This is a genomic window from Microcella sp. (assembly GCF_046296455.1).
Classification (GTDB): Bacteria; Actinomycetota; Actinomycetes; order Actinomycetales; family Microbacteriaceae; genus Microcella.
The window spans coordinates 22,381-35,044 of record NZ_JBKBLF010000024.1; the positions used below are offsets into that span (position 1 = coordinate 22,381).

The window sequence follows — 12,664 nt, forward strand, 5'->3', positions numbered from 1 at the left end:
AATCTCGCCTCGAATGTGCTGGCGGGTGCCTAAGGCGCGGCTGAGGGCGGTGCTGACGGTTCGGGGCTGCGGATGCTCACCGCGGGCCGCGCGAGCGCCCACGCCCACCACGCCGAGCCCACGAGCACGACGGCCGACACCGCGAGCGCGATCGGCATCTGGTCGTACTCGCGGAACGCCGCGGTCGCCACGACGCCGTTGAGCAGCACCGGCCCGAGGGCGAGGTAGCTGCGCCACGGCCGGTGGCGCGCGATGAGCCAGCAGACGAACGTGACGGCGAGGGTCCAGGTGGCCTGCGGCCCGGTCAGCAGCAGCCACACGACGGCGCCGCTCGGCACGAGGGGCACGAGGCGCCGCCACGCGGTGGCGGGCAAGATGAGCCAGCCGAGCAGGTGCGCGGCCGAGCCGACGGCGAGCGGCAGCAGTTGCATGGTGCTCGCTGCCTGTAGGTGCACGAGGCCGCCAATGATGAGCACGAGGCCGGCGATGACGCGCTCGCGGTAGCGGCCCCAGCGCAGCGGCAGCTGGGCCGCGGGCTCGACCCACGTGGTCATCGGCCCAGCAGCTGCCCGACAGCGACCCCCGCGACGATCGCCGCGATGAGCCAGAGATAGCCGAGGCCGACCGCGATCCACGCGATGACGGCGCCCCGTTCGCGGCCGTTCGACCGGCCGATCTGCACGGCCGCGATGTGCCCGAAGAGGGCGGCGAGGGGGCTGAGCAGCACAGCGAGGATGAGCGCGGCGACGGCGAGCGCGTTCGTGCGGGGCCGAGGGCCGGGCTCGGTCGGCGCGACGGGTGCGGGGGACGTCGGTTCGGTCGGCGCGACGGGTGCGGGGGGCGCGCTCTCGGGCTGCACGTCGCTCATGCCCTCGACGGTATCCCGTACCGTGGTCGAGGTGACCGAGCACACGCCCGAGCGACCAGCGCGACCTCTCGTCGTCGCGCACCGCGGCGCGAGCGGCTACCGGCCCGAGCACACCGAGGCCGCGTACCGGCTGGCCCTCGCCCTCGGCGCCGAAGCGATCGAGCCCGACATCGTCGCCACGCGCGACGGCGAGCTCGTGCTGCGCCACGAGAACGAGATCAGCGGAACGACCGATGTGGCCGAGCGGCCCGAGTTCGCATCCCGCCGCACGACGCGCGAGATCGACGGCCAGCGCCTGACGGGCTGGTTCACCGAAGACCTCACGTGGGCCGAGCTCAGCACGCTGCGCGCCCGCGAGCGCCTGCCGCAGGTGCGTGATGCATCGGCGCGCTTCGACGGGCGCTACCCGGTGCTGCGGCTGCGCGACCTGCTGCACCTGCTCGACGAGGCCCCGCCCGCGCCGGGCACCGGCCAGCCCGTGCGCCTCGTCGCCGAGGTCAAGCACGCCACCTACTTCGCCTCGATCGGCCTGCCGCTCGACGAGCTCATCGCGGCCGAGCTCGCCGGCTGGTCGGCGGCGCAGCCGGGGCGCCTCATCGTCGAGGCCTTCGAGCAGTCGGTGCTGCACCAGCTGCGCGACCGCGGGCTGCCGGCCGAGTACGTCTATCTACTCGAGAAGTCGGGCAGCCCCGCCGATCTCGTGGCGCGGCACGGCGCCGCCGCCCTCTCCTACGCGGGCCATCTGACGGATGCCGGCCTCGCGCGCCTACGGGCCTGCGGCATCGACGGCATCAGCGTCGACACCGCGCTGCTCGTGCGGGCGGAGTCGCGGGGCCCCAGCCGCCCGGGCTCGGCCTGGAGCCCGCTCGGCGACGGGCTCGCGGCATCCGATCTCGTCGACCGCGCCCACGCCGCAGGGCTCGGCGTCTTCACGTGGACCCTGCGCCCCGAGAACCGGTTCCTTCCCGCGCCGTGCCGCCTCGGCACCGCGGCCGCGGCGCACGGCGACTGGATGACGTTTTTCACGGCCATCATGCGCACGGGCCTCGACGGCGTGTTCGCTGACCACCCCGACCTCGCCCTCGAGGCCCGCGCCGCCCTCGGCTGACCAATTGAAGGAAACCGCCACGGACCGAGCCCACGACCCGCATGGTTGTGGTGTTGAGTGTGCTTCGTTCCTTCATTTGGCATCAGGCCGCCGACTGGGTGGCGCCGAGATCACCTCAGCGAGTGACTACCGGTGATCGCCGCGAGCGAGCGCCGCCCACACGGCTGCCTCGACGAGCTTCCAGTCGTGCATGATCTGTCGGTAGCTGAAACGCAGCACCCGAAAGCCCCGGCGACTCAGCTCTGCATCGCGTCGTCGGTCCTCCTCGAAAGGCGTCACGCCCTGGTGGTAGCTTGCTCCGTCAACCTCGATGACAAGCCGTTCGCCGACCAGAAAGTCGACGCGCCCGACACCGTCGATGTGCACTTGCCTCCGGGCGCCGAGTCCGGCGAACAGTCGTACCCAGCACATCGTCTCGATCCCTGACTCGCAGATTCCGTCGACGAGCGAACCGATATCGGAGTGCCCTCGCGCGATCAGGGCGCGAGTGAGGTCCGGCCAGATCCGGATGCTCGACTCGAGTGCGGCGAGATAGTCGAGGCGCGGCGCGCACTGGCGCAGATCGTCGAGCGAATCAGCCACATCGCAGAGGAGTCTGTTCTCCGACGCCGCAGCGGCGCGCCAGTGGACGACGACGTCCGGGCGCGGGGTGGAGTTCAAACGCGCGGACGACGTGGTGGGTGAGCGCAACCGGCAGTCGTTGGATTCGACCCGCACGTGGAGTCGATCGTCATGCACCGTCCACACCCCGGCGCACGCGAGCGCCGTTGCACACGTCGCCCTCCCGCCCACGCGAACCGCACGCACGAGCGAGGCGCGGGTACCCGGCGAGACGTACCAGCCCTGCCGCACCCTCCACAGGTGTCCGTCTCGAACAGCTGCAGCGATCCTGCCGCGCGGCACGCCCGCCTGGTGCAGCTCGTGGGTGGCGATCGCGCCGCCGTGTCGTGCGATCAACGCGTCGAGTGCGTGCATGGTGGCAGGGTCGCGCGGCGTCGAACCGTGCGGTGCCTGACCACGGTTTTCGGCTGACCGCGAGCGAGCATCCGTCGCTGTGAGGGAGCCGCCCGATGCCGAATGAAGGAAACACCGCCACGTATTCACACCGGTTCGCGTTACCCGGCCGTTGTCGACGGCGGTTTCCTTCACTTGGGCAGAGAAGCGCGGGATGCTCGAGCCGGGTCGCGTCAGAGGCGCGACCTAGACTGGGGCGGTCATGAGCACCCCCGCCTCCGCCTCTCTCGCCGACGTCGATCCGCTGCTCGACGGCCTGAACCCGCAGCAGCGCACGGCCGTGCTCAGCCGATCGCAGGCGCTGCTCATCGTCGCGGGCGCGGGCTCGGGCAAGACCGCGGTGCTGACGCGGCGCGTCGCGCGGCTCATCCGCGACCGCGAGCTCTGGCCGAGCCAGATCCTCGCCATCACGTTCACCAACAAGGCCGCGGCCGAGATGCGCGAGCGCGTCGAGCTGCTCGTGGGGCGCGAGGCCGCGCAGGGCATGTGGATCTCGACGTTCCACTCGGCCTGCGTGCGCATCCTGCGGCGCGAGGCCGAGCAGTTCGGCTTCGGCGCCGCCTTCACGATCTACGACTCGGCCGACTCGCGCGCCCTCATCAAGCGGCTCGTGAAAGAGATGCAGGCCGACACGATGGGCTTCACGGTGAGCGCCGTGGCGGGCAAGATCTCGCGGCTCAAGAACGAGCTCGTCGACGCCGAGGGCTACAGCCGCCAGTTGAACCCCAACGACCCGACCGAGGTCATGTTCCTCGAGCTGTTCCGGCGCTACACGGCCGAGCTGCGGCGCGCGAACGCCTTCGACTTCGACGACCTCATCGCGCAGACGGTCTACCTGTTCCGCGCTTTCCCGAAGGTCGCGGCGCTCTACCAGCGCCGGTTCCGGCACATCCTCATCGACGAGTACCAAGACACCAACCACGCGCAGTACGCGCTCATCCGCGAGCTCACGCGGCCCGTCGAGCCCGTGCACGTGCCCGCCGATACCCGGGTCGAGCTCGACGCGAGCGGCGGCATCCCTGCCGCGAGCCTGACGGTCGTCGGCGACTCAGACCAGTCGATCTACGCCTTCCGCGGCGCCGATATTCGCAACATCGTCGAGTTCGAGCGCGACTTCACGGGCGCCGAGGTCGTGCTGCTCGAGCAGAACTACCGCTCGACCCAGACCATTCTCGACGCGGCCAACGCCGTGATCGCCAACAACTTCGACCGCATCGCCAAGAACCTCTTCACGGCGGTCGGCGCGGGCGAGAAGATCGTCGGCTTCACGGGCTACACGCAGCACGACGAGGCGCAGTTCGTCGCCGACGAGATCCAGAAGCTGCACGAGGCGGGCACGCCCTACAGCCAGATCGCCGTGTTCTACCGCACCAACGCCCAGACGCGTGCGCTCGAAGAGATCTTCATCCGCGCCGGGCTGCCCTACCGGGTGCTCGGCGGCACCAAGTTCTACGAGCGCGCCGAGATCAAAGACCTCATGGCCTACCTCATCGCGGTCGCGAACCCCGCTGACGGTCTCGCGATGCGGCGCATCCTCAACACCCCGAAGCGCGGCATCGGGCCGGCGACCGAGACGGCGCTCGCGAACCACGCCGACGAGCTCGGCGGCACGATGCACGATGCGCTGCGGGATGCCGCGGCGCTCGGTCTCGGCCCCAAAGTCACCACGGCGATTCTCGACCTCGCCGCGATCCTCGACCGCGCCGCCGACTCGATCAGCACGGCCCTGGTGCCGGATCTGCTCACGGGCATCATCGAGGCGACCGGGTACCTCGCGGCCCTGCGCGCGAGCCGCGACCCGCAAGACGAAGCGCGCGCCGAGAACGTGGAAGAGCTCGTGGCGGTGACCCGCGACTTTCAGAAGAACAACCCCGAAGGGCGGCTCGTCGACTTTCTCACCGAGGTGGCGCTCGTCGCCGCGGCCGACGACCTCGACGACTCGAGCGGCACTGTCTCGCTCATGACCCTGCACACCGCGAAGGGGCTCGAGTATGACGCGGTCTTCATCACGGGGGTGGAGGAGAACCTGCTGCCGCACCAGATGAGCGCGGCCGAGCCCGGCGGCCCCGCCGAGGAGCGCCGGTTGTTCTACGTTGGCATCACGCGGGCGCGCACGGTGCTGCACCTGAGCCTCGCGATGACGCGCTCGACCTTCGGCGACACCCAAGTGGCGAGCCCGAGCCGGTACCTGCAAGAGATCCCCACCGAGCTGATCGACTGGCGCGACTCGCCCGGCATGGGCGCGCGCTCGAGCACGCGCAGCCTCGGCACGGGTCGCGACGGCTTTCGCTACTCGGCCTCACTGCCGGCCAGCAAGCCCAAGACCGAGTGGGCCAACCGCGTCACGGCGAGTGTGCGCGACAATGGCGACTTGACCCTCGCGGTCGGCGACCGCATCCGCCACGTCGACTTCGGCGACGGCACCGTGAGCGCCGTGACGGGCGTCGGCCCCAAGAGCATCGCCGAGGTGCAGTTCGACACTGCGGGGCGCAAGCGCCTCCTCATAAAAATCGCGCCACTCGAAAAGCTGTGAGCGCTGCCCGCACCATAATGGGGTCAGGATTCGACGGGGAGGTCGGGCAATGGACATCACGGTGGTGCATCACCCTTTCGGTGTCGCCGAGGTCACGGTCGGTGGGCGCCTCAACATGGTGACGGCCGCACGCATGCGCGAGGCCATCGAGCAGGCGGTCGACGCTAACCACCCGAACGTCGCGGTCGACCTCTCGCAGGTTGTGTTCCTCGACTCGTCGGGGCTGGGCGCACTCGTCGCGGGGCTCAAGGCCGTGCGGGCATCCGGAGGCGATCTGCGCCTCGTGCGCCCCGCCGAGCAGGCGCAGCTCGTGCTCGAGCTCACCAACATGGGCTCGGTGCTGCAGAGCTTCGACTCGGTCGGCGCCGCCTTCCCCCATGCCTGAGGTCGTCTCGCGGTCGTTTCGGCTGCACTGCCCGCCCGACACGGTCGACACGCTGCAAGATCTGCTCGCGACCGTCTGGGCCCAGACCCCGTACCTCGATGCGGCCGATCGCATGGCGGCCGAGCTCTCGATCGTCGAGCTCGGGGCCAATGTCATGCAGCACGCGAACAACGGCGACCCGGTGAGCTTCACGCTCTCGGTCGTCGTCTACGACGACCGCATCGAAGCCACCGCGACCGATGAGGGCGCGGTCGACCACGTCGATCTGCGCGACCGGCCGATGCCCGACCAGTTTGCCGAGCGCGGCCGGGGCCTGCCGATCATGCAGGCGCTCTCTGACAGCGTCGAGCACCGGCGCGTGGAGGGGTACAACCACTGGACGGTCGTGCGCGGCCGACGCCACGGTGGGGCGCCGCCGCGCAAGGCCATGCCCTCGATCTCGATCGCGGGTGTCATCGACGAGATGGCGCGCCAGCGCGCGCTCGACGACATGGGCATTCTCGACACGCCGCCCGAAGAGCGCTTCGACCGCGTGACGCGGCTCGCCCGGCAGTTGTTCGGCGTCGAGACGGCGGCGGTCAACCTCATCGACGGCGATCGCCAGTGGGCGAAGTCGGTCTCGGGGATCGGGCCCGTCGAGATGCCGCGCGACGAGTCGATGTGCACGGTGACGATCCAGCACGACGATCCCCTCGTGGTGCCCGATCTGAGCGCCGACCCGGCCCACGCCCACAAGATGGTGCCGGGCCTCATCAACTTCTATGCCGGGTTTCCGCTCTACGCCCCCGGCGGCGAGCGCATCGGGGCGTTCTGCGTCTACGACTCGCAGCCGCGCCACTTCTCGGCGCGCGAGACCGAGATGCTGCGCGACCTCGCGAGCTGGGTGCAGCAAGAGCTGACGGTGAGCCAAGAGCTCAGCCGGGCATCCGAGGTGCAGCAGGGCCTGCTGCCGCAGCAGCTGCTGAGCCTGCCGGGGTGGAAGACGGCGGGCGTCTGCATTCCCGCCCGCGCGGTGGGCGGCGACTTCTACGACTGGTACCCCGTCGGCGAGGGGGCCGCGCTCACGCTCGCCGACGCGATGGGCAAGGGGATCGCGGCGTCGATCATCGCGGCGACCGTGCGCGCCGTGCTGCGGTCGGCCTCGCGGTTTGCCGATGTCGCGGGCGCGGTGGATGCGGCGTCAGCGGCGCTCACGGTCGACCTCGACAACGCGGGCGTGTTCGTCACGGCCTTCCACTCGCGCCTCGACATGGATTCGGGCGTGCTGAGCTACGTGGATGCGGGCCACGGCCTCTCGATCGTCGCGCGCGCCGACGGCTCGTCGCAGCGCCTTCGGTCGACCTCGCCGCCCCTGGGCGTCGACATCGAGACCGAGTGGACCGTGCAGACCGTGCAGCTCGATCCGGGAGACACCCTCATCGTCGTGAGCGACGGCGTGCTTGATCTCTACGACGGCACCCTGCGATCGCTCGACAACCTCGTGACGCTCGCCCTACTCGCGCAGGATCCGTGGGAGATCATCGATGCCATCCGGGCGCGGGCGCGCGGCGCGAGCGGTGACGACGTGACGGTGCTGATCGTGCGGCGCGACGACGCGGCGTGACCGTCAGCCCCGCATCCCGCGTCGAGTCGGCGGCCGCGCGAGCGGTACAGTAGTCACTGCGATTTGTCTCGATATCGAGAAATCTCTCCGGTGAGAAAGCTCACGATCGAGAGGCCGACCGCTTCCCCTTATCTTTCTCTTTTCGCACGCGGATGGGACGAGCAGCGTGGATCTTTTCGAGTATCAGGCCCGAGACCTCTTCGAGAAGCACGGTGTTCCCGTGCTGCAGGGCATCATCGCCGACACCGCGGAGGAGGCCCGAGCGGCCGCCGAGCGGATCGGCGGGGTGACGGTCGTCAAGGCGCAGGTCAAGACCGGTGGTCGGGGCAAGGCCGGCGGCGTCAAGGTCGCCAAGACCGCGGATGACGCCGAGGCCGCGGCCCGCGACATCCTGGGCCTCGACATCAAGGGCCACGTCGTCAAGCGCGTGATGGTCGCCCAGGGTGCCGACATCAAGGAGGAGTACTACTTCTCGGTGCTGCTCGACCGCGCCAACCGCAACTACCTGGCGCTGTGCAGCTACGAGGGCGGCATGGAGATCGAGCAGCTGGCCGAAGAGCGCCCCGAGGCGCTCGCGCGCGTCGCCGTCGACCCGGCCGTGGGCATCACGCTCGAGAAGGCGCGCGAGATCGCGGTCGCGGCGAAGTTCCCCGCCGAGCTCGTCGAGAAGGTCGCGCCCGTCTTCGTGCTGCTCTACGGCGTCTACGTCGCCGAAGACGCCACGCTCGTCGAGGTCAACCCGCTCGTGCTCACGGGTGCGGGCGACATCGTCGCGCTCGACGGCAAGGTGAGCCTCGACGAGAACGCCGGGTTCCGGCAGCCGGGCCACGAGGCCCTCGAAGACAAGGATGCGGCCGACCCGCTCGAGGCGAAGGCCAAGCAGCACGACCTCAACTACGTCAAGCTCGACGGCGAGGTGGGCGTCATCGGCAACGGTGCCGGGCTCGTCATGTCGACCCTCGACGTCGTCGCCTACGCGGGCGAGAACCACGGCGGCGTCAAGCCCGCGAACTTTCTCGACATCGGCGGTGGAGCCTCGGCCGAGGTCATGGCCGCCGGCCTCGACGTGATTCTGGGCGACCCGCAGGTCAAGAGCGTCTTCGTCAACGTCTTCGGCGGCATCACCTCGTGCGTCGCCGTCGCCAACGGCATCGTCGCGGCGCTCGAGATGCTCGGCGATGCCGCGACCAAGCCGCTCGTGGTGCGCCTCGACGGCAACCAGGTCGACGAGGGCCGGGCGATCCTCGCCGCGGCCGCGCACCCGCTCGTCACGCTCGCCACGACCATGGACGACGGCGCCGACAAGGCTGCCGCGCTCGCCGCGAAGTAAGGGAACAGAACACCATGTCGATCTTCTTGACCAAAGATTCGAAGGTCATCGTTCAGGGCATCACCGGCGGTGAGGGCACCAAGCACACCGCCCTCATGCTCAAGGCCGGCACGCAGGTCGTCGGCGGCGTCAACGCGCGCAAGGCCGGCACCACGGTGAGCCACACGGCCGCCGACGGCTCGAGCGTCGAGCTGCCCGTCTTCGCGACGGTCGCCGAGGCGATGGCCGCCACGGGCGCCGACGTCTCGATCGCCTTCGTGCCGCCCGCGTTCTCGAAAGACGCCGCGTTCGAGGCCATCGACGCGGGCATCCCGCTGCTCGTCATCATCACAGAGGGCATCCCCGTGCTCGACACCGCCGAGATCTGGGCGCACGCGCAGGCCACCGGCAACGCGACGCGCATCATCGGCCCGAATTGCCCCGGCATCATCACGCCGGGCGAGGCGCTCGTGGGCATCACCCCCGCGAACATCACGGGCAAGGGCCCCATCGGCCTCGTCTCGAAGTCGGGCACGCTGACCTACCAGATGATGTACGAGCTGCGCGATCTGGGCTTCTCAACCGCCATCGGCATCGGCGGCGACCCCATCATCGGCACGACGCACATCGACGCGCTCGCCGCGTTCGAGGCCGACCCCGAGACGAAGGCGATCGTCATGATCGGCGAGATCGGCGGCGACGCCGAAGAGCGCGCGGCCGACTTCATCAAGGCCAACGTGACGAAGCCCGTCGTCGGCTACGTCGCCGGCTTCACGGCGCCCGAGGGCAAGACGATGGGCCACGCCGGCGCGATCGTCAGCGGTTCGGCGGGCACGGCGCAGGCCAAGAAGGAGGCCCTCGAGGCCGCGGGCGTCAAGGTCGGCAAGACGCCGAGCGAGGCGGCCGCCCTCATGCGCGAGATCATCGCGGGGCTGTAGCACCGCATCCCGAGCCACCGGCGGCCCCGCTCCCTTCGAGGGATGCGGGGCCGTCGTCGTTCCCGCTACTCGCGCCGCTCGTGCCGCACGGGCAGCACGTGCGGCGGGGGCTCGGTGGCGGGCGGGAAGTCGCACGTGAAGCGGCCCTCGTAGCCGAACAGGAACCCGAACACCCGGTTGCGCACCTCGAGCCTGATGACGTACTCGCCCGTGGCGTCGTCGAACGACTCACGCAGGTCGGCGCGGCCCGAGAACATCATGGGGAACCGGAACGCGAGTGGCCCGGCGTAGAAGCGCTGGGCATCCGATCGCAGCCGCAGCGCGCCGTCGGGCTCGGCGCTCAGCTCGAGGTCGACCGCGAGGTGCTGGTGGGTGCCGAGGTAGTCGACGATGCGCCCGTTGGCACCGAGAATCATCGTGGCGTCGAAGCGACCCGGTCGGCCGGGCCTACTCGGGTAGTCGAAGGTGCGCACGAAGGTCACCGTCTCGCGCCCGAAGGGGTCGAGGTAGGGGTGGTTCTCGACCGTGAACGGCACCCGCTCGCCGGCGAACGGCGCCAGGATGTTGCGGATGCGCCCGATGTGCAGGAACGGCACCGTGAACCACGGCCCCCGTCGGATGCGCGTCATGACGCCGCGCCCGCGGCAGGCGTACCCCGCCTCGAGCCCGACCCCGAAGCGCCGCTGCAGCTGGGGATGCAACCGGGTGAAATCGTCGCCCATGGCGCGAGCGAAGATGCTGTCGCCGGTCATGGCGCCGCCAGGTCGGAGAGGGTCGCGGGCGCATCGGCCATGGCCCCCGCGCGCCCGATGCTCCACGAGCAGTCGCGGGCCCGAGGCCGGTCGCCGCGGCCGGGCAGCGCCATGCGCGGCAGCGGCCAGCGCTCGGGCTCGTCGCCGTGCTCGGCCCATCGGCGCAGGCGCGCGAAGCTGCAGGCGGTCATCCAGGCGACGAGGCGCCGCACGAGCAGGTCGTCGAGCAGACGGCCCCAGCCGGGCTCGTAGTCGTAGCCGGTGATAAAGCGCACGCCGCCGTCGACGGGCTCGTAGCGCCAGTAGCCGCGGCCCTCGCGCAGCGGCGAGAGGCGGTCGTTCGTCGTGAAGCGCAGCGCCGAGGTGCGGGTGCCGCCGGCACCCTCGCGTGAGCCGAGCGAGATGCCGGTTCCGCGGATGGTGCGCACGAGCATCCGGCGTTCGTAGCGAAAGCGCCACAGCCCGTCGGCGCCCTGCTCGGTCGGCACGATGCGGCTGAACCGGGCGTCCCAGCGCGCGTGCAGCTCAGGGTCTTGCGTGAGCCGCCACACGGTCTCGAGGTCGGCGGCGATGATCGTCTCGACCCGGATCGAACGATTGCTCACCCGGTCAGTGTGCCACGCGCGGCATGTGCCGCGAGCGGCACACAGCCCCGCAGAAGAGCCCCGCAGGCCCCCGGCCTAGACTGACCGCGCGATGAAGAAGCTCATCTCCACCCCCGAGACCGTGGTCGCCGACGCCCTGCGCGGGCTCGCGCTCGCCCACCCCGGCGTGCGGGTCGACCACGAGCGCCGCATCGTGTACCGCGCCGAGCCCAAGGAGTACGGCACGGTCGCGATCGTCAGCGGCGGCGGGTCGGGGCACGAGCCGCTGCACACGGGCTACGTCGGGTTCGGGATGCTCGACGCGGCGGTCGCGGGCGAGGTGTTCACCTCGCCGACGCCCGACCAGATCCACGCCGCCACCCTGGCCGTCGAGCGCGGGGCCGGCGTGCTGCATGTCGTGAAGAACTACACGGGCGACGTCATGAACTTCGAGATGGCGGCCGAGCTCGCGCAGGCCGCGCGCATCGACGTGCGGGTGGTGGTCGTGGCCGACGACGTCGCGGTCGCCGACTCGCTCTACACGGCGGGCCGGCGCGGCACCGGCACGACCGTGATGCTCGAGAAGATCGTCGGGGCCGCGGCCGAGCAGGGGCACGACCTCGACACGCTGCACGCGCTTGCCGAGCGCATCGCCGCCACGGGCCGCTCGATGGGCATCGCCCTGAGCGGGGCGACGGTGCCCGCGGCGGGCGCCCCGACCTTCGAGCTCGGCGACGACGAGATCGAGTGGGGCGTCGGCATCCACGGCGAGCCCGGGCGCGAACGCCAGCAGATGGCCCCGGTCGCCGAGCTCGCCGAGCGGCTCGTGGGCCCGCTCGTCGCCGACGGGCTGCCCGCGGGCGACGCGATCGTCATGCTCTCGGGCCTCGGGGCGACACCGCTCGTCGAGCTCTACGGCATGCTCGCCGCCGTCGCCGAGCTGCTCGAGGCCGTTGGTGTGCGCCGCATGCGCACGCTCGTGGGTGAGACCATCACGGCGCTCGACATGGCCGGGTGCCTGCTCAACGTGCTGCCCGTCGACGCCGAGCTGCTGGCCTACTGGGATTCGCCCGTCGAGACGCCCGCGCTGCGGTGGGGGCGCTGACGGTGCTCACGCTCGACGCCACGACCGACTGGCTGCGCCGCTGGGCGGCCGCGATCGGCGAGCACGAGAACCACCTGACCGAGCTCGACGCCGCGATCGGCGACGCCGACCACGGCGCCAACCTGCAGCGCGGCATGGCCGCGGTCGTCTCGCAGCTCGACGCGCAGCCGCCGGGTTCGGTGCGCGAAGCGCTCACGCGCGCGGGTCTCACCCTCGTCAGCACGGTCGGCGGGGCGAGCGGCCCGCTCTTCGGCACCCTGCTGCTGCGCGCGGGAGGCCAGTGCGGCGACGCCGAGGCCCTCGATGGTGCGGCGCTCGTCGCCGCCCTACGCGCGGGCGCCACCGGGGTTCGCGAGCGCGGCCGCGCCGAGCTCGGCGACAAGACCCTCCTCGATGCGCTCGTGCCCGCGATCGATGCCCTGGATGCCGCGGTCGCGACGGGCGCGCCCCTCGCGCCCGCCGCAT

General features: G+C 71.0%; 13 protein-coding genes. 8 read left to right on the forward strand and 5 right to left on the reverse strand.

Translation table 11 applies throughout. The annotated features are described in order from the left end of the window. Positions 1-29: 29 nt before the first annotated feature. A complete protein-coding gene (locus ACK4HH_RS11245; protein WP_409651832.1) occupies positions 30-554 on the reverse strand; it encodes a hypothetical protein in 525 nt (174 codons plus the stop codon). Continuing rightward, the gene (locus ACK4HH_RS11250; RefSeq protein WP_409651834.1) at positions 551-868 is read right to left on the reverse strand and encodes a DUF4190 domain-containing protein; all 318 of its coding nucleotides are present in this window, start codon (positions 866-868) and stop codon (positions 551-553) included. Before ACK4HH_RS11250 ends, ACK4HH_RS11245 begins: the two co-directional genes overlap by 4 nt. Here ACK4HH_RS11250 and ACK4HH_RS11255 point away from each other — a divergent pair. Then, positions 867-1,976: a glycerophosphodiester phosphodiesterase family protein gene (locus ACK4HH_RS11255; protein WP_409651837.1), complete on the forward strand. Its 1,110-nt coding sequence runs from the start codon at positions 867-869 to the stop codon at positions 1,974-1,976. The two genes, ACK4HH_RS11250 and ACK4HH_RS11255, sit on opposite strands and share 2 nt — an antisense overlap. A gap of 126 nt (positions 1,977-2,102) precedes the next feature. Here the strand turns inward: ACK4HH_RS11255 and ACK4HH_RS11260 are convergent, their stop codons facing one another. Beyond that, entirely contained in the window at positions 2,103-2,951 is an 849-nt protein-coding gene (locus ACK4HH_RS11260; RefSeq protein WP_409651839.1) for a DUF559 domain-containing protein, read from the reverse strand. A gap of 241 nt (positions 2,952-3,192) precedes the next feature. Here ACK4HH_RS11260 and ACK4HH_RS11265 point away from each other — a divergent pair, with 241 nt between their 5' ends. The 5 genes from ACK4HH_RS11265 to sucD all read left to right on the forward strand — a co-directional run bounded on the left by ACK4HH_RS11265 (position 3,193) and on the right by sucD (position 9,758). Further along, positions 3,193-5,523, forward strand: coding sequence for an ATP-dependent helicase (locus ACK4HH_RS11265; protein WP_409651841.1), 2,331 nt, complete (start codon positions 3,193-3,195; stop codon positions 5,521-5,523). 61 nt (positions 5,524-5,584) lie between these two features. Then, a complete protein-coding gene (locus ACK4HH_RS11270) occupies positions 5,585-5,908 on the forward strand; it encodes an STAS domain-containing protein (RefSeq protein ID WP_409651843.1) in 324 nt (107 codons plus the stop codon). Further along, a complete protein-coding gene (locus tag ACK4HH_RS11275) occupies positions 5,901-7,511 on the forward strand; it encodes a SpoIIE family protein phosphatase (protein ID WP_409651846.1) in 1,611 nt (536 codons plus the stop codon). Before ACK4HH_RS11270 ends, ACK4HH_RS11275 begins: the two co-directional genes overlap by 8 nt. Before the next feature lie 166 nt (positions 7,512-7,677). After that, a complete protein-coding gene (gene sucC, locus ACK4HH_RS11280; RefSeq protein WP_409651848.1) occupies positions 7,678-8,841 on the forward strand; it encodes an ADP-forming succinate--CoA ligase subunit beta in 1,164 nt (387 codons plus the stop codon). A 14-nt stretch (positions 8,842-8,855) separates the two neighbouring features. After that, a complete protein-coding gene (gene sucD / locus ACK4HH_RS11285) occupies positions 8,856-9,758 on the forward strand; it encodes a succinate--CoA ligase subunit alpha (RefSeq protein ID WP_409651851.1) in 903 nt (300 codons plus the stop codon). A 65-nt stretch (positions 9,759-9,823) separates the two neighbouring features. Here sucD and ACK4HH_RS11290 read toward each other — a convergent pair whose 3' ends face one another. Both ACK4HH_RS11290 and ACK4HH_RS11295 read right to left on the reverse strand, forming a co-directional pair. After that, positions 9,824-10,510, reverse strand: coding sequence for a DUF4166 domain-containing protein (locus tag ACK4HH_RS11290; protein ID WP_409651854.1), 687 nt, complete (start codon positions 10,508-10,510; stop codon positions 9,824-9,826). Continuing rightward, positions 10,507-11,115, reverse strand: a complete 609-nt coding sequence (locus ACK4HH_RS11295) for an SRPBCC family protein (protein WP_409651856.1) — start codon at positions 11,113-11,115, stop codon at positions 10,507-10,509. Before ACK4HH_RS11295 ends, ACK4HH_RS11290 begins: the two co-directional genes overlap by 4 nt. Before the next feature lie 91 nt (positions 11,116-11,206). Between ACK4HH_RS11295 and dhaK the strand changes: the two genes are divergently transcribed. After that, the gene (gene dhaK, locus ACK4HH_RS11300; protein WP_409651859.1) at positions 11,207-12,199 is read left to right on the forward strand and encodes a dihydroxyacetone kinase subunit DhaK; all 993 of its coding nucleotides are present in this window, start codon (positions 11,207-11,209) and stop codon (positions 12,197-12,199) included. Positions 12,200-12,201: 2 nt separating this feature from the next. Beyond that, on the forward strand, positions 12,202-12,664 hold a 463-nt coding region (gene dhaL, locus ACK4HH_RS11305; protein ID WP_409651862.1), incomplete at its 3' end, for a dihydroxyacetone kinase subunit DhaL.